13 protein-coding genes are annotated in these 16,797 nt (G+C 51.4%); 8 read left to right on the forward strand and 5 right to left on the reverse strand.

Features of this window, described 5'->3' with window-relative positions; genetic code table 11:
- Positions 1-101 precede the first annotated feature (101 nt).
- The 3 genes from SD10_RS07690 to glf form a co-directional block, all read right to left on the reverse strand.
- Positions 102-818 carry a hypothetical protein gene (locus SD10_RS07690; RefSeq protein ID WP_046376407.1) on the reverse strand — a complete coding sequence of 239 codons (717 nt, stop codon included), beginning with the start codon at positions 816-818 and terminating at the stop codon, positions 102-104.
- 24 nt (positions 819-842) lie between these two features.
- Positions 843-1,502 carry a DUF6766 family protein gene (locus tag SD10_RS07695; protein ID WP_046376408.1) on the reverse strand — a complete coding sequence of 220 codons (660 nt, stop codon included), beginning with the start codon at positions 1,500-1,502 and terminating at the stop codon, positions 843-845.
- 204 nt (positions 1,503-1,706) lie between these two features.
- A complete protein-coding gene (gene glf / locus SD10_RS07700; RefSeq protein WP_046376409.1) occupies positions 1,707-2,828 on the reverse strand; it encodes a UDP-galactopyranose mutase in 1,122 nt (373 codons plus the stop codon).
- Between the two features lie 430 nt (positions 2,829-3,258).
- Between glf and treZ the strand changes: the two genes are divergently transcribed.
- The 6 genes from treZ to SD10_RS07730 all read left to right on the forward strand — a co-directional run bounded on the left by treZ (position 3,259) and on the right by SD10_RS07730 (position 12,997).
- Complete coding sequence (gene treZ / locus SD10_RS07705; RefSeq protein ID WP_046376410.1) at positions 3,259-5,184, forward strand: malto-oligosyltrehalose trehalohydrolase; 1,926 nt, start codon at positions 3,259-3,261, stop codon at positions 5,182-5,184.
- Positions 5,126-9,370, forward strand: a complete 4,245-nt coding sequence (gene treY, locus SD10_RS07710; RefSeq protein ID WP_046579197.1) for a malto-oligosyltrehalose synthase — start codon at positions 5,126-5,128, stop codon at positions 9,368-9,370. The genes treZ and treY overlap by 59 nt, the downstream gene beginning before the upstream one ends.
- 102 nt (positions 9,371-9,472) lie before the next feature.
- The gene (locus SD10_RS07715; protein WP_046376411.1) at positions 9,473-10,453 is read left to right on the forward strand and encodes a TIGR03885 family FMN-dependent LLM class oxidoreductase; all 981 of its coding nucleotides are present in this window, start codon (positions 9,473-9,475) and stop codon (positions 10,451-10,453) included.
- 97 nt (positions 10,454-10,550) lie between these two features.
- Positions 10,551-10,922: a hypothetical protein gene (locus SD10_RS07720; RefSeq protein WP_046376412.1), complete on the forward strand. Its 372-nt coding sequence runs from the start codon at positions 10,551-10,553 to the stop codon at positions 10,920-10,922.
- A 30-nt stretch (positions 10,923-10,952) separates the two neighbouring features.
- Positions 10,953-11,642 (forward strand): NUDIX hydrolase, encoded by a 690-nt coding sequence (locus SD10_RS07725; RefSeq protein WP_046376413.1) that lies wholly within the window; start codon positions 10,953-10,955, stop codon positions 11,640-11,642.
- A 38-nt stretch (positions 11,643-11,680) separates the two neighbouring features.
- A complete protein-coding gene (locus SD10_RS07730; protein WP_046376414.1) occupies positions 11,681-12,997 on the forward strand; it encodes a sensor histidine kinase in 1,317 nt (438 codons plus the stop codon).
- A 34-nt stretch (positions 12,998-13,031) separates the two neighbouring features.
- On the opposite strand, the gene SD10_RS07735 is transcribed toward SD10_RS07730, so the two are convergent.
- Positions 13,032-13,799, reverse strand: a complete 768-nt coding sequence (locus SD10_RS07735; protein ID WP_046376415.1) for a class I SAM-dependent methyltransferase — start codon at positions 13,797-13,799, stop codon at positions 13,032-13,034.
- Between the two features lie 190 nt (positions 13,800-13,989).
- On the opposite strand from SD10_RS07735, the gene SD10_RS07740 reads away from it, so the two are divergent.
- A complete protein-coding gene (locus tag SD10_RS07740; RefSeq protein WP_046376416.1) occupies positions 13,990-15,465 on the forward strand; it encodes a GWxTD domain-containing protein in 1,476 nt (491 codons plus the stop codon).
- Complete coding sequence (gene rlmB, locus SD10_RS07745) at positions 15,438-16,286, forward strand: 23S rRNA (guanosine(2251)-2'-O)-methyltransferase RlmB (protein WP_082111547.1); 849 nt, start codon at positions 15,438-15,440, stop codon at positions 16,284-16,286. Before SD10_RS07740 ends, rlmB begins: the two co-directional genes overlap by 28 nt.
- Before the next feature lie 105 nt (positions 16,287-16,391).
- Here rlmB and SD10_RS07750 read toward each other — a convergent pair whose 3' ends face one another.
- Complete coding sequence (locus tag SD10_RS07750; RefSeq protein ID WP_046376418.1) at positions 16,392-16,781, reverse strand: c-type cytochrome; 390 nt, start codon at positions 16,779-16,781, stop codon at positions 16,392-16,394.
- Between the last annotated feature and the right edge of the window lie 16 nt (positions 16,782-16,797).

Consider the following 16,797-nt stretch of genomic DNA (forward strand, 5'->3'; position numbering starts at 1 on the left):
GAAAGCCACGTTTTCTTAAAACCATTCGGTTCAGGTCAGGGTATAGTAAAGGAAGACAGAAGTAAGGTAACGGTCTTTGCTTAACTGGTAACTCAACTGGCCTATTTGGGCGTATAGGTAAGCTGAACGACGACGCCCTGACTACCGTCCTGGTTAGATCGGCGCCAGCCCAGAGCAAGGGGGAGGTGCTTCTGTAGATAGACCTCCACGCCGAGCACCAACTGGCCGTATTCATGGGTGCCGGTGGCCCAGTCACCCAGGAGGTGAACTTTCTCGTACCAGACACCGGCATCAATGCCCAGGTGCATCCCAACCGTTGAGCCTTCAGCCAGGTAGCGTTTATTCCCGGCATAGGCCCCAATAACGGCCTGGTAGTGCTCATCGTCGAGGCTGGCGCCCAGATTCGCGTAGCCCCAGCCCACCCAGGCGCTGCTATTCATTGTCGGAAATAAATTGAGACCCGTTTGCCCACCGAGGCCCAAGTGCAGGGTTTCGGTCAGATCAATTGTTCGTTGGGCGTTGATCAGTAATAAAGGTCCGTAGGGCATCTCCAGCGTCGTATCATTGCGCTGCCAGCTACGCTGTTGGGGCGAATAGTCGAGGTTATAAATATTCAGCCCGACTTCCCAATTGTGCCCCAGGCCATAATCGACCGTTGTCGACGACCGGATCTGCTCTCCGTTGATGTCGAGTTGCTGCTGGGCCAGGATTTTGCGGATTGGCGTGATGTCTGATGAAGGTACGCTGAAGATGGTTTGTTGCGCGAGGACCGTCAGAGTCCAGCTTACGCATACCCATAGAAGAAAAAGTTTTTTCATGTTGAGATAAAAATGGACATGTTACTATTCACCCGTTTCTGAATTCGGGGCGTCGACAGGTTTGGATTCGGGCGAACCTTTTTGCCGCAGAAAAATAGACAGCACGACAATAGACAGTACCGATAAGAATTCGCTTTGCCAGTTTTGCAGCGACTGAAACCAGAATTCACTGGTACCCAGAAACTGCCAGAGCGACAGGTGCTCGGGTTTGCCCATCAGTACCTGTTCTGCATTGTACTGCTTGACGCCACCAATGGCATGCAGGAAAAAAGACAGGCCAAAGAGAAGAAAAAAGGCAAGGCTGAGCGAATTCTTGTACAGAGTCAGTACCCAGCCGCCCTTCCGAACGGGCCACGGAGCGCCTTTCCGTGTGGGCGAAGGCTCCCGATCAACCTCTTCATCTTTATCCAGGCTTTTGGACTCAGACGAGCCCTTTTGACGAAGAGAAACGGTCAGAAGCACATATAATCCCATTTGTAGAAACTCACTCTCCCAGTTTTCGAAAACAGCTTCAATGCAGTGGCCGCTGGACAGGTAAGCACCGAACGTAAGGGGAGCTCGCCCGTAATCACTCAGTTCATTGTTAAACTCGTGCCAGCCCACAACGAGTTGGCCCGACAAGGTCAAAAGGGTAATAACGAGCAGAAGTATGGAAAGGCCATTTTCATACAGAAACTTTTTCATGCGTATAAAGGGTATGAATGGATACGGGTGTCGTGCTGTCGAGAAATTACGTCGACCAATCAGCTTAACTGAATCCCTTCCCCTTTGTTTTTACCCGGTTTTCAGGCAATGGCTCGGTTTTTTTAAACCTGCTTCTACAACGAAGCCCCGAGTGTTCGGGGCTTCGTTACTGATAAACAACTGAAGAAAACCGGTGGTAATCCGTTACCCTTTAGCTACTTCGTGGAGCGACTCGGCACCTACTAATTTTTTATAAAGAGTCAGGGCCTGAGCGACTACCTGGTCCATATTGTAATACCGGTACGTACCCAGTCGGCCTACAAAGTGAACACCGGTTTGCTCGTCGGCCAGCTCCTTATACTGACGATACAAGGCAGCATTTTCGGGGCGGGGGACCGGATAATACGGATCACCTTCGTCTTGTGGATACTCAAACGTAAGGCTGGTTTTCGGGTGTTCCTGCCCGGTTAATTTCTTATACTCGGTGATGCGGGTATAGGCATGGTCATTTGGATAGTTGACTACCGAAACGGGCTGATAATCAGGGGTGTCGAGCGTCTGGTGGTCGAACCGGAGTGACCGGTACGGAAGCTTACCAAAGCAGAAGTCGAAATACTCATCAACCGGCCCGGTATAAATCAGCTCATCGAACGACAATTGATCTTTTACCTCCTTAAAGTCGGTGCTCAGCATCTGGTGGATATTTGGATGATCGACCATCTTTTCGAACATCTTGGTGTATCCGTGGAGCGGCATGTACTGAAACTCATCCGTAAAATAGCGGTCATCCTGGTTAGTCCGAGTCGGGATCCGGGAGGTTACCATCTTGTCGAGTTCCGACGGATCAACGCCCCACTGCTTGCGCGTATAGCCCCGGAAAAATTTCTCGTATAGATCACGACCGACCTGGCTGACAACAACATCTTCGGATGTTCGAATCTCATCGACCTGTTCGCCAACGGTTTTAAAGTACTCGGCCAGTTCTTCCGACGTGAAGTTATAACCGTATAATTTATTAACGGTATCGAGGTTAATGGGAATGGGCAGCAGTTTCCCATCGACCGATGCCAGCACCCGGTGTTCGTAAGGACGCCATTCGGTAAACTGCGACAGGTACGAAAATACGTCGGGCGAGTTTGTGTGGAAGATGTGCGGGCCGTAAAGGTGAATCAGAATGCCGTCTTCGTTGGGACAGTCATAGGCGTTGCCGCCAATATGATGGCGTTTGTCGATAAGTAGAACTGTTTTTCCGGCCTGACTGGCTAAGCGTTCGGCCAACACACTACCGGCAAACCCGGCGCCAACAATGGCATAATCGTAATGCATAAAACGGAATTGGATTAGTAACTGATTTATCTATTCTACAACATAAGCAAAATCGGGCTCATGCTGCACGCTACTCTGATGAAAAATAGGCCTACAAATACAAGACAATGCAGGCCATTGCCCATACATAACTACAAGGCTTTAGACGATGTATTTTTCTTCAGTTACGTATATAACTCACAATATAGCCTAATGATCTATGCAATGGTCAATTCTATTAGGCTACGGTCTAGCTGGCTGGCTTTATAGGCTCCTTCCTGAACCGTTTCCTCATTTCTTAGCGCCTTCTCAAAACGGCTTTTCTCAACGGACAGTTAGAATCAGGGTCAGGCAGCAGCTATCGAAGGTGCTCAACCCGTAGTGGGTAAGACCCATCAGGCTACTAGCCTAAAAGCTGCCTGAAACGCTATATATCTAATTTTTTGCGAATATGACACACCTCGTCAATAGCAGCCAACGCTCGCTTGGGGTAACCTTCCCGACCGAAAATCAGGCAAATATCGTGTTGTGGGCACCGCTTGCCAAACACGTTGCTATTAAAGTTTACGGGAATCAGGCGGCTATCCCGTTAAAAAAAGAAGACCTGGGTTACTGGTGTTTAACAACCAGCCAGCTCAAACCCGGTGACTTGTATACTTATATCCTTGATGGTCATCAGGAATACCCCGATCCCACTTCCCTTAGTCAGCCGCAGGGCGTACACGGTCCCTCGCAGGCAGTCGATACGGGTACTTTTCAGTGGGAAGATCAGTGTTGGGTAAACCCTGCCTTAGATAGTTACCTGCTCTACGAACTTCATACGGGCACCTTTACCCAGGAAGGCACCTTTCAGGCACTGGAGAGCAAACTGGATTATTTGAAAGCGCTGGGGGTAAATGCCATTGAAATTATGCCCGTGGCCCAGTTCTCGGATTCCCGAAACTGGGGCTATGATGGAGTATACACCTATGCCGTCCAGAGTTCTTATGGCGGAGCCGCCGGGTTGCAACACCTTATCAACGCCTGCCATTACAAAGGCATTGCGGTCGTGCTGGACGTTGTTTACAATCACTTCGGACCCGAGGGTAATTACGTAGGCGAGTTTGGCCCTTACCTGACCGACAAATATTGCACGCCCTGGGGCAAGGCCGTTAATTTTGATGACGCCTGGTGTGATGGTGTCCGTCGGTATGTGATTGAAAATGCCCTGATGTGGTTTCGCGATTTCCACATAGACGCCTTGCGGCTGGATGCCGTTCATGCCATTAAGGATTTTAGCCCGAAGCACATTCTTCAGGAACTGCGCGAAGAAGTCGATAAGCTCATGGCAGAAACCGGCCGTCGGCATTACCTGATTGTTGAAAGCGATCTGAACGACCCGCGCTTCATCAATCCACTGTCTGAGAATGGGTATGGCATGGATGCGCAGTGGATGGATGAATTTCACCATGCCCTTCGGGTTTCCATTGGGGAAGAGCCACTGGGGTACTATGCCGATTTTGAGGGCATTGGCGATCTGGCTAAAGCTTATCAGAACGCCTATGTATATGATGGACAGTTCTCCGAGGTTCGCCATAAACTCTTTGGCTATCGTGCCGAGACGAATCCGGGGCAGCAGTTTATTGTCTTTTCACAGAATCACGACCAGATCGGTAACCGGAAACTGGGCGAGCGGTCGAGCCAACTGTATAGCTATGAGGCTGTTAAGTTAATGGCTGGTGCCGTATTTGTCAGTCCGTACATTCCACTGCTGTTTATGGGTGAAGAATGGGGCGAGACGGACCCATTCTATTACTTCGTGAGTCATTCCGAGCCTGAACTGGTAGAGGCCGTCCGAAAAGGCCGCAAAGAAGAGTTTGCGGCTTTTCATTCGGATGAGGAAGTGCCTGACCCAGAAAGTGATGAAACTTACGAACGAGCCAAACTGCAGTGGGATTTGCTGGAGCAGGAGTCACACCAGATTTTGTTGCGCTACTACCAAACCCTGATTGCCCTGCGCCAGCAACTACCGGCGCTGGCGCATCTGGAACGCAGGCAGCTCGACGTTAGGGCCGACGAAGCCAATGAAACCCTGATACTGCACCGCTGGCACGAAGATCAGCATGTGCTTTGCCTGATGAATTTTTCTGATCAACCCCAATCCATATCCCTGCCAGAAGCCGGAGAGGCTGGCGTACCCTGGCGCAAGTTGCTCGACTCGGCCGACTCCACCTGGCAACCACAACCCCAATCGGAGACCGGCCCGGCTCCCGAAGCTGTATCCGCTTCTGAAACAATTCAGGCCAATCCCGAGTCGATTATTATATATGCACAACATCATGAAAAATCCCGTTTCCACGTACCGGATCCAATTTCACCGCGGCTTTACCTTTCGTGATTTTGAGCGTGTCATCCCGTACCTGGACAAGCTGGGCGTCCATACGGTCTATGCGTCACCCATATTTGAGGCTGTGCCCGGTAGCATGCATGGCTATGATTCCGTAAATCCACATCGGATAAACCCCGAAATTGGAACCGAAGCGCAACTGAAAGCCATTAGCAAAGAGCTTACCAAACGGGGCATGCGCTGGATACAGGACATTGTCCCCAATCACATGGCTTTCCATCCGAACAATACTTGGCTGATGGATGTGCTGGAGAAAGGTCAACTGTCCACCTATGCCCGCTTTTTCGATATAGACTGGCAAAGCCCCGTCCATAAAGGCCGCCTGATGGTCCCTTTTCTGGGGAGCCCGCTGGATGAGGTTATTGAGCAGAGCGAGTTGAAAATTAAGCACAAAGGTGGCAAGTTTTGGATCGCCTATTACGACACGACGTACCCATTACACGCCCGCTCTTACGGAACCATTTTGCGGGCAGGTAAAGAAAAACCAACCAAATCTGTTGCGGCCTTACTTACCAAACTCGATCAGCTTCTGACGATCAGTGACCCGGACAACTACGCGCAGCAAAGCGCTGACTGTCAGGAATCGCTGGCCGCCCTGATGGGCGATGCGGCCAGCAAGGCGTATGTCAGGCAGTGCTTAACCCAGGTGAATGAGTCGTCAGAGCTTGTGACGCAGATTACCGACGAACAGCCGTATCGACTCTGTTACCATGCCGAAACGGATCGGCAAATCAACTATCGCCGGTTTTTTACGGTCAATTCCTTGATCTGCCTGAACATTCAGGACCCCATTGTTTTTGAGGCCGTTCACGAACTGCCCAAACTATTTCTCGAAGCCGGGATTTTTCACGGACTGCGCGTCGACCACATCGATGGGCTTCAGGACCCCAGCCGTTACCTGGAGCGACTTCGGGCCATGGCGCGGCCGGATGCCTATATCGTTGTTGAAAAAATTCTGCAAAACGATGAGGAGCTCCCGTTACACTGGCCTATTCAGGGGGCAACGGGTTACGCTTATCTGTCGATGGTGAATAACCTGTTCACCCGCACCAACAGCGAGGCCAGTTTTACCCGGTTTTATCACGCCCTTTTAGGTGAGAAAATGGCTGTTCGTCAGGAGCTGTACGACAAAAAATCGTACATCCTCCACGAAAACATGAACGGGGAACTGGACAACCTGGATGGCCTTTTTCGCTTACTGAACCTGGTCGATCAGGATGTATTGGCGAACATAGCTCCCGAGCAGTTAAAAGCCGCCATTGGCGAGTTTTTGATTCAGTGCCCCGTCTATCGGTATTATGGTAATGAGATGCCGCTGAACCCCGATGAGAGCGATGCCGTACAGGCCATCTTTAACCGGGTCAGGAAGCGCAACCCGGAACTAGGACCCGCCGTCGATGTGCTGGAAGAAGCCCTGCTGCAAAAGCCACAGACGGAAGGGGATGACTACAACGAGCGGGCGCTGCGGTTTTATCAGCGGTGTATGCAGTTTACGGGTCCGCTGACGGCCAAGGGCGTAGAGGATACCCTGATGTATACCTACAACCGGTTTATCGGCCACGATGAAGTCGGGGATTCGCCCGAATATTTTGGTCTGACCGTTGCGGATTTTCATCAGAAAATGATCGGTCGGCAGACGCACTGGCCACTGGGGCTCAGTGCCACCTCGACCCACGATACCAAACGGGGCGAGGATGTACGGAGTCGCCTGAACGTGCTTACCGACCTGACCGACGAGTGGATTGCCACGGTTCAGGAATGGCAGCAACTCAACCAGGACATCAAACTACAGGCCCCCGATAACCCGGCCATACCCGCTGAAGGGGCTCCCGACCCAAATGGCGAATACTTTATTTATCAGACGCTGGTGGGCGCTTACCCAATGCCTGACCAGCATGAAGATGACTTCCCTAATCGCCTGACGGAGTATCTGCAAAAGGCGATGCGGGAAGCCAAACGCAATTCAAGTTATAATGAGCCAAACGAAGCTTACGAAGAAGCGACCAAAGCCTTTGCCCTACAGCTACTGGATCAGAAACGGCCTTTCTGGGGCAACTTTCAGGCGTTTCATCGTCGAATAAGCGATTTTGGTATTATCAACTCACTGGCCCAGGTTGTCCTGAAATGTATGTGCCCAGGCGTACCTGACATTTACCAGGGTTGCGAAGGCTGGGATTTGAGCATGGTTGATCCCGACAACCGCCGTCCCGTCGACTTTGCCTCCCGTCAGCAGTGGCTGGACGATTTGACTGCGGTTGATTCAGAAATGACCTGGATGGATTTATGGGAAAATCGGTACGACTCCCGCATCAAGCTCTGGCTGGTGCATACCCTGCTTGGCGAGCGGAACCAGCACCCGGATTTGTTTGCCAGTGGGCATTACATCCCGCTGCAGGTGGAGGGCCGCTACAAAAAGCATGTGCTGGCCTTTGCCCGGCGCTATGAACAGACCTGGTATGTGATTGCCGTGCCTCTGGGCCTGGCTCAGTTATGTGGTAAACAGGATAGTGTTGTTGGCTTAGACTGGCAGGATACCCGGATTATCTTACCCGTTGAAGCCCCCGACAAATGGACACATTGTTTACTGGGTAGTGCGGGCAAAGCCAACGATGGTCTCCTCGTTGCAGATTTATTTGCCGGTTTGCCGCTGGCTGTGCTGACATTGGAGAAACGGCCCAGCGAGCGCAAGGCGGGTATTCTGATGCCCATCCCTTCGCTTCCGTCACCCTTCGGGATTGGCGATTTCGGGCCGGAGGCAACCGCTTTCGCCGACTTCCTCAGCCGGAGCCAGCAGACGTACTGGCAGGTACTGCCCCTGAACCCGGTGGGTGCCGACTGCGGGTATTCGCCGTACAGCGCTGTATCGAGCATGGCCGGAAATCCATTATTACTAAGCCCGGTTTTGCTGGCGCAGGAGGGGTATCTGGACGAAGCGAATTTGCCGGACTATTATCAGCCCATCACGGATCAGATCGATTATGCCACGGCCAGCCAGCGCAAAAAAGAGTTACTGGTGAACGCTTACCAAACGGCTCAACGCAATCAGTCGACGAGTCAGGACTTTGAGTTTTGCCAGTTTTGCGAGCAGGAAGCCTACTGGCTGGACGATTTTGCCCTCTATGCGGTCCTGAAAGAGCAGCATGCTGATAAAGCCTGGCATGAGTGGCCGAAAGCCTACAAATTTCGGGAGCAACAGGCTTTGGCAGCGTTCCGCGACGAACAGACGGAGGCCATCAAACAGGCAAAATGGCTCCAATTTGTTTTTGCCAATCAGTGGACGGCGCTGAAAAGCTATTGCAACACGATTGGTATTCAATTGTTTGGCGACCTGCCTTTCTATGTGAGTTATGATTCGGCGGATGTATGGGCTAATCCGGACTTGTTTTGCCTCGATAAAGAAGGAAATATGATTAGTGTGGCCGGCGTGCCTCCCGATTATTTCAATGCCAACGGGCAGCGTTGGGGCATGCCTATCTTCCGCTGGGATGTGCTGAAAAAGCAAAATTACAGGTGGTGGGTCGATCGGCTCCGCAAAAATATGGAACGCTATGATTTACTTCGTTTAGACCATTTTCGGGCGTTTGCCAGCTATTGGGAGGTGCCCGCCGATGAACCAACGGCCATCCACGGCGAATGGAAACCCGGACCCGGCGCCGACTTTTTTAAGGTGTTGCAGCAGGAATTGGGCGATCTTCCCTTCGTGGCCGAAGATCTGGGCAAGATCGACGCGGACGTATACGAACTGCGGGATGAATTTGGGTTGCCGGGCATGAAGGTCATTCAGTTTGCTTTTGGTGAGGATATGCCCGAAACAGTCAATAGTATGCACCATCATACGCCGAACTCCATTGCTTATACGGGTACGCACGACAACAACACCAGTGTAGGCTGGTACCGGCAGAATGCGAACGATGAAAACCGCAGCCAGCTGGAGCGATACGTTGGTCATCCGGTATCGGAGGATGATGTGCATCTTGTGCTATCCCGGTTGGCATATGCGTCGGTGGCGAACCTTGCCATTTTGCCCCTGGCTGACGTGTTGGGCCTCGACGAATCGGCCCGCCTGAACACGCCAGCCTCCACGGCCAGCAACTGGACATGGCGATTGCTTCCTGAACAAATAACCCCTGCTATTGAACAGCACCTTCGCGAATTGACGACGGTGTATGACCGATGATGTTTGTGGTTTGTCGTTTGTGGATATGCCCAGAGGTAACTACTTGTAGACGTAAGCACAAACGACAAACCACAAACCCTTGAACAGTAGACAACCAACCTTATGCTAAAAATAGGCTATCACGCATCCCACGAGCAATTTAAACCCAGTACGCTGTTGCAGTATGTGCAACGGGCGCAACAGGCAGGCTTCACGGCCTGCTCCTCATCCGATCATTTCCATCCCTGGAGCAACCGCCAGGGCGAGAGCGGCTTTGCCTGGTCTTGGTTAGGCGCGGCTTTACAGGCTACTTCTCTTTCGTTTGGTGTCGTCAATGCACCCGGACAGCGATACCATCCGGCTATTATTGCTCAGGCAGCCGCTACGCTGGCCGATATGTTTCCCGAACGGTTCTGGATGGCTGTTGGTACCGGCCAGGCCCTAAACGAAGCCATTACAGGGGGCAAATGGCCCGCCAAAGCCGACCGAAATGCCCGTCTGAAAGAATGTGTCGACATTATTCGAGCGTTGTGGGATGGACAGACCGTTACCCATAAGGGCCTGGTGACGGTTGAAGAAGCAACGTTATATACCCGCCCTGCCGTGAAACCGTTACTTTTTGGAGCGGCCGTCACCAGCAAAACTGCGGAATGGGTTGGTAGTTGGGCTGATGGACTGCTCACCATATCGCAGCCTTCCGAGCAATTGCGGGAAGTAGTCGATGCGTTCCGACGGGGAGGTGGTGAAGGCAAACCGATGCACCTGAAAGTACAGCTCTCTTATGCCAATACTGAAGAGGCTGCCCAGCAGGGCGCTTACGATCAATGGCGGGGTAATATTTTTCCTAACGGTATGCTAACCGACTTGCGTCGGCCGGAGCAGTTTGATATGGCTGGCGACCTGGTCGACCTGAAGCAGGTCGACCAGATGGTTCGTATTTCCGCCGATACCAGCCAGCATCTCGCCTGGTTGCAGGAAGATATCGCCTTGGGGTTCGAGCAGCTCTTTCTGCACAATGTCAATCTGGAACACGAGCGCTTTATTGATGATTTCGGGGAGAACGTGTTGCCCGATTTGCTCAAACCTGCTTCTGTGCATGCCTAGCGAAAGGCGCTCTCCGCTACGGTTTGCATACCTGCCGTTTTTGCCCGACAAAACCAGAAACCAGTTTTTACTCAACAACTTATAAACAACTTTTTTTATGACGTATTGGGCAAAGAGCATCTGTGGGCTTTCGCTCGGTTTGCTGGTCGGTTGTCAAACCGGTGTTCGTGACTTTGATTTTATGAATAAGCAGTTTGCGGCCACCTTCAACGTCGACTCCACAAAGGGAATTGACAGTACGAACTTAGCTACGCTGAGTGGCTCCAAAGCAATTTATAGCTTCAGAGAAGATGGAAAAGGAACGAATCATATTCAGATGGGCATGCTGTCAAGAGATACGCCCTTCACTTGGAAAGTGAAGGGCGATAGCCTGTTGATTGATAATAAACCTTATTCGGTAAAGCCTGAAAACCAAGGATTTATGCTCAAGTCTGATTCAGCCAAGATCTTTCTGACCCAGCAACCCTGACCCAATCGGCTAGTAAACAACATAACGCATATGGAATCAGAACAACTGGATGAGGCCCCCAAGTATAAAAACTGGCGCGATCAGTTAGCGCAGAATCAAATTAATGTCAATCAGATACACCCGTTGTATGTGCATCAGGCCCGGAAAGATGGCAGCGTTTTATACGCGCTTCTGAAGGTAGAGGCCGATACACCGGAGGGTACGACGCTAAACCCAATCTGCTTTCTGAAGGGCGATGCGGTTTCTATGCTGGTTGTGCTGATTGCGGAAGAGACAAACGACAAATACGTTCTTTTGGTGAAACAACGGCGCATTTGCAATGGAGCGTTCACCTATGAACACCCGGCAGGCATGATCGACGAAGACGACCCATCGCCGGTTGAGGTTGCCGCCCGCGAACTGGGTGAAGAAGCAAACCTGACTGTTGATCCGGCGGAGTTAACGCCTTTGTTTAATAAGCCGCTGTATTCGGCAACGGCCACCAGCGACGAAGCGCTGCACTTTTTTTACCTCGAACGGCGCCTGCCTTTGGCAGAAATTAAAGCAATAGATAGCAAAGCTACCGGCGAGGAGGAGGAAAACGAGCACACGCAATTACAGGTTGCTACGTTTCCCGAAGCGCATAGACTAGTGAGCAATATGCACGGGATCTTGAGTCATTTATTGTATCTGCAAAAAGTGGGGGATTTCGAAACGCTGGCGTCATTACCCCGATCGTAACTCGTTGATGCATCTAACCTCTTACTCTCCGCTCCAGTATGGCTGCTTTTTCATCAAACCATCCGCAATCCGTAACCGATCTGGTTACGTTCTTATTTAATCGTCGGGAAACCTTATTGAACAATTGGCGAACGGCCTGTGAAGCAGATGCATCCCTGAAAAAGATCTCTACACTGACTCGCGAAGAATTCAATAACCTGATTCCGAGTATTCTGGAGTCGCTGGAACAGCAGTTGATGGGGCAGCCTGTTCAAACAGATCCCGTGTTAGCGGCTAAATCGCATGGCCTGCAACGCTGGCAGAAGTCGCTTAGTCTGGTTAATCTGTTGAGTGAATACAACCATTTGCTGATGGCTCTGTTCAATGAGTTAAAGCTCTTCCGTCAGGTCTTTCCGCAATCTGACCCAGATATTGTTCTTCAGGCTCAACAGCATATTATGCTGTTGATGACCCAGACACTGGGCGGAAGTGTTGTCAAACACGATGAACTTCAACGCCTGGAAGCGGCTAACCGGGCCGCCAGCCTCGAAGCAGCCTTACAGGGAATGGAGGATCTGGCTCGCCAGCGGGGCGATATGTTGCGAACGTCCTCCCATGATCTGCGGAGTGGACTTGGCCTGAGCATAGGCGCAGCTTCTATTTTACAGATGGACGATTTAAGCTCGGAAGAACGGCAACAGTATATTGACATGCTGAACCGAAATCTGGCCCGCGTTCAATCACTACTGACGGGCCTTATGGATTTAGCCCGTCTGGAGGCCGGCCGGGAACCGCTTGATATAGAGGAGTTCGACGTCGCTAGCCTGTTAACGGAACTGGTTGATAGTGCTCAGCCAATGGCCCAGGAAAACGGGATTATTTTACGGGCGGATGGGCTGGAAGCCTTGCTGGTTAAAACGGACCGGCTTAAAATACACCGTATTGCGCAGAATCTTCTGGTAAACGCCCTGATATATACCCCTTCCAGTTCAAGCCGCCCCGGTATGGTATCGGTATCCTGGTCGGCCGAGAACGACTGGCGATGGGTATTTAGCGTGCAGGACTCAGGGCCGGGTTTGCCTGCTGGCGTAATGGATTTGTTCCATAAGCAGTTAAGGCCAACTGTTGAGCCAACAAGTGTACTCTCTCCGGAAGAAGCCCAACCCATTGAGCCAATGCCCAACTCCAGGCAGGATTTGCCTGCTGATCCCTTGCGGGGAGAGCGGGCTAATGCGTACGGAAAACACGGCGAAGGCGTAGGCTTACAAATTGTAAAACGACTTTGTGAGTCGGTGGGGGCCAGCGTTGAGATTGAAAGTGTAGCCGGACGGGGTACATTGGTGCGTGTTCGAATGCTGATGCAACAGCCCGTTTAGCTCTTGCCTGGCCCCATCACGTCGCACCAACGCCTTATTTCGTTGCCATGTAAAAGAAATCCAGACTCCCCGCCGGGTCTTTGCTCACCACGTAATCGGTGTAATTGATCTCAGCCGCCAGCCCGTCGGCCTGCAGAAGCCGGTTTCGGTTCAGGCGATTCATCAGGTCGTAAGGTACTTGCAGCAGTCGACGGGGCAAACGGTATTGCAGATTGAAAATATCGAAGCGCGTCAGTTTTTTGACCGATTCTTTGTTCTGCTCATAATAGGTCATGACTTTCTCATTACCATGAATGCCGCGCGTTTCTACCGTCGGGAAGTACTTTGCCATCAGCGCCTTTAAGCCATCCGCGTAATACTCCCGAACGTGCCAGGGATTGCGGGTGAGCGAAAACGTTTTGTTAACCGTGGTCAGCAATAATTTCCCGCCCGGTTTCAGCACGCGGTGCGCTTCCTTGATGAATAAATCGTCGTTTTCGATATGTTCAATCACCTGAAAGGTCACAATATAATCGAATGTATTGTCGGGTAAGGTACTCAGCGGGGGTATGTTGGCGGCAATAAATGTCGAGTTAGGGTATTCAGCACTAAGCCCGGCAATCAATTCTTCATTTTTGTCGATGCCTGTATAGTGATCGGCCGCTTTCGTCAGCAGTTCCAGTCCCCGGCCCCAGCCGCACCCAATTTCGAGCACCTTCCCACGCACAATAGCGGCTGCTTCGACGTAGGGAAACAATAGTCGTTGGTGAACAGGGTTGTCCGATGCGATTTCGGCGGAGGTAATTTCAGTTGTCTTGTACATGCGTTTGCAATTCAGTGGGCAAAATTACTCTTTTGTAGTAAGTAAAGAAAAATGAACCGCTTCGGTAACCCAAAACGGCCGCTTTTTTCGTTATTACTGGACATTCCTCCATTGAACCCATGAGCCGGACCGCCGTTGCGGTTTTATAACCTTATGGGTCTAAAAGCTTTAGAGATTACAACATTGTTTTATGCGTATTCTATCTGCTTTACTCGTTATTTGTTTTCTATCCGCGGCCTGTTCGTCCAGCAAAAAAACGCAGCAGGCTCGTGCCAATGCGGCTTATGACGCCCGTACCGAAGCGCAACGGAACCAGGGCAATCGCCCGGCGGCTTCTCGTCCGGAAGAGGCTCAGCGCAGTAACACCGGTACACCGCGCGACGATTCCCGGCGCCCAGGTGATTCGCGCCCGACCGTAACGGTGGGTCAAAATCCGGCACCCGTTAAAGTAATGACCGATGGCCCTGCCTTAGGCACAACGCCTACCGTATCGGGTAAAGCCGCCGGTGAATGGATGGTTACATCTATCAAGGGGAAGTTTCTGGCCACCGACACCACCAGCGTTCGGGTGTATATGGACATAACGGCGAAGTCGCCAACGGGTGAGCCGGTGCTCAATCCAACCGATTTTACGGAACATTTCCTGATCGCCTATGTGATGTATCCCGATTACAATAACCGGGAACGCCTGGGCTACGGTACCGTACCCTTAACGACTCAGAACATCAGTGCGCAGGGGGATCACCTAACCCTGATGTTCGATGTAAAACGGCCTAAGGATGCTGCCAATGCCGTTTTGCTTACCGAAATTACCGAGACGACGAATGGAACGAAAGCCCGTAATGATCTGTCGCTTCGCTTTAAAGCCACTAAATTGAGCGACCGCTTTACGCTTTTTGATAAGGCAGGCAAACAACCGCAACTGCGTAATTATGTCAATGTAGGCGACACCGTCATCATTCGTGATGTGAACGGCACCAGCAAGCCGTTGTACGGATTTCGTTACCGACACGATTTCGAAGCGGCCTCGTCGCCCATGAATACGTCGCCCCGCCCGGCAGCCAAATCATTAACTGAGGATTCGACCCTGACCATTACGACCAACAAGCCATTTGTCATTCCGCGCGAAGGACTCTATTATTTTTTGGAGGATACCACCGATGCTGCCGGTATTGGTCTGGTGGTTGCCGACAAACGGTTTCCGAAGCTCACCCGCCCCGAAAAATTGATCAAACCCGTTTTATACATGAGCACCAGCTCGGAAATCGGGGAATTGAATCAGGCGCAGGATACCAAGAAGGCTTTTGACCGGTATTGGCTGAGCTTAATGTCGGGTAATGAAGAAGTAGCCCGCAAAACCCTGAAGGCGTATTTCGACCGGGTCGAAGAAGCCAACCGGTTGTTTACAAGTTATAAAGAGGGTTGGAAAACCGATAAAGGCATGATTTACATTGTTCTTGGGGCTCCCGATCGGGTACAACGGAACCGCGAACGCGAAGTGTGGGTTTATAATCGCCGGGCCAATGTCTCGGAGGTAAACTTTACCTTTACAAAAAAACCGAATCAATTTGTCGAGGATCATTACGAACTGGTGCGCTTTATTGAGTATCAGCCGGTCTGGTACCCGATTGTCGAAGCATGGAGAACCGGCACAATTCGCGAGTAAATCGCCCAACTAATTCCCGTCCTGGAGGGCATCGGCCCGGTGGGTCAAGACCCCAGTTTCGTCCACAGCCCGACGAGATGGTGTTTGGTATTCAGTCGGTCATTGAAACGCTCAAGTCAGAGCAGCAGATCGATAAATTATACATGGAGAAGGGAATGAGTAATCCCGATATCCAGAATTTGGCGTTTCAGAACCGCGTCACCATCCAGCGCGTACCGGTCGAGAAGTTGGATCGGCTAACGCGCAAAAATCACCAGGGCGTGGTGTGTCTGGTGGCGCAGGTACAGTATGTCAAGCTCTCCAACGTCATCGCCGACGTATTTGAGCGGGGTGAAACACCTTTTTTCCTGCTTTTGGATCGCATTACTGACGTGCGAAACTTTGGAGCTATTGCCCGCACGGCTGAGTGCACGGGTATCCAGTGCATTGTCATTCCGGGCCGTGGGGCAGCCGCCATCAACTCCGATGCTATGAAAACATCGTCGGGAGCGCTCAATCATATCTCGGTCTGTCGCGAACCCGATCTGACCGAAACCGTCAAATATTTGCAGGAGTCGGGCGTAACCGTTGTTGCCTGTACCGAAAAATCAAGCCGTGACCTGTATGAACGCAGCACGGATTTGACGGGTCCCATCGCGATCATTATGGGATCGGAGGAAGACGGCATATCGCCCGAATTGCTCCGCATGGTCGATACGCACGTTAAGATTCCACTATTGGGTGCTGTTGGTTCGTTGAACGTATCGGTGGCCACGGGCGTGGTTCTTTACGAAGCCGTGCGGCAGCGGAGCTTAATGGGTACTGCGGAGAAGGAAAGTTAGTTATCACTGTGATGAGGATGCGCAGTGTGAGGTCAGTTTTGAGAAACCGGCACCACCGCACCACCACATAAAAAAAGCACCGGCGATAGAACCGGTGCTTTTTCGTTACGCTTTTTTGCCTTTCGATTTTGCTTTGGTAGCGCCACCTTTTTTAGCTGGGCTGCCGTCGAGCGAATTGATCCAGACGGCTAGTTTCATGGCGTCTTCCTTTGGTACTTGCTTCATGGCAGCCATCGGAGGGTAACCAGGCCAGTGCGCTGGAATTGGATTATAAATAAGGTTAACGATTTCCTCGTTTGAGTATTTCTTTTTCGCTACGTCTGAATAAGCCGGACCCACCAACCGTTGATTTGGGCGGTGACAGGCGATACAGGTGTATTTCGTCATCAGGGTATTCATCTCCTCTGGAATATCGGATGGAGCCTGAGCGTTAGCGTCGATAGCGGCTAGGGCCAGCGAAGCCGAAGCGATGAGAATGCCGACAAATTTTTTCATGAGAATCGGGTAAACG

The sequence above is a fragment of the Spirosoma radiotolerans genome, from assembly GCF_000974425.1.
GTDB lineage: Bacteria > Bacteroidota > Bacteroidia > Cytophagales > Spirosomataceae > Spirosoma > Spirosoma radiotolerans.

What these genes read in the sequence shown, in the direction of transcription:
- SD10_RS07715 (WP_046376411.1), top strand. Translation starts at nt 9,473, where the DNA reads ATGCTAAAAATAGGCTATCACGCATCCCACGAGCAATTTAAACCCAGT.
- treY (WP_046579197.1), top strand. Translation starts at nt 5,126, where the DNA reads ATGAAAAATCCCGTTTCCACGTACCGGATCCAATTTCACCGCGGCTTT.
- SD10_RS07750 (WP_046376418.1), bottom strand. Translation starts at nt 16,781, where the DNA reads ATGAAAAAATTTGTCGGCATTCTCATCGCTTCGGCTTCGCTGGCCCTA.
- SD10_RS07735 (WP_046376415.1), bottom strand. Translation starts at nt 13,799, where the DNA reads ATGTACAAGACAACTGAAATTACCTCCGCCGAAATCGCATCGGACAAC.
- SD10_RS07690 (WP_046376407.1), bottom strand. Translation starts at nt 818, where the DNA reads ATGAAAAAACTTTTTCTTCTATGGGTATGCGTAAGCTGGACTCTGACG.
- glf (WP_046376409.1), bottom strand. Translation starts at nt 2,828, where the DNA reads ATGCATTACGATTATGCCATTGTTGGCGCCGGGTTTGCCGGTAGTGTG.
- SD10_RS07730 (WP_046376414.1), top strand. Translation starts at nt 11,681, where the DNA reads ATGGCTGCTTTTTCATCAAACCATCCGCAATCCGTAACCGATCTGGTT.
- SD10_RS07720 (WP_046376412.1), top strand. Translation starts at nt 10,551, where the DNA reads ATGACGTATTGGGCAAAGAGCATCTGTGGGCTTTCGCTCGGTTTGCTG.
- SD10_RS07695 (WP_046376408.1), bottom strand. Translation starts at nt 1,502, where the DNA reads ATGAAAAAGTTTCTGTATGAAAATGGCCTTTCCATACTTCTGCTCGTT.
- SD10_RS07725 (WP_046376413.1), top strand. Translation starts at nt 10,953, where the DNA reads ATGGAATCAGAACAACTGGATGAGGCCCCCAAGTATAAAAACTGGCGC.
- treZ (WP_046376410.1), top strand. Translation starts at nt 3,259, where the DNA reads ATGACACACCTCGTCAATAGCAGCCAACGCTCGCTTGGGGTAACCTTC.
- rlmB (WP_082111547.1), top strand. Translation starts at nt 15,438, where the DNA reads ATGGAGAACCGGCACAATTCGCGAGTAAATCGCCCAACTAATTCCCGT.
- SD10_RS07740 (WP_046376416.1), top strand. Translation starts at nt 13,990, where the DNA reads ATGCGTATTCTATCTGCTTTACTCGTTATTTGTTTTCTATCCGCGGCC.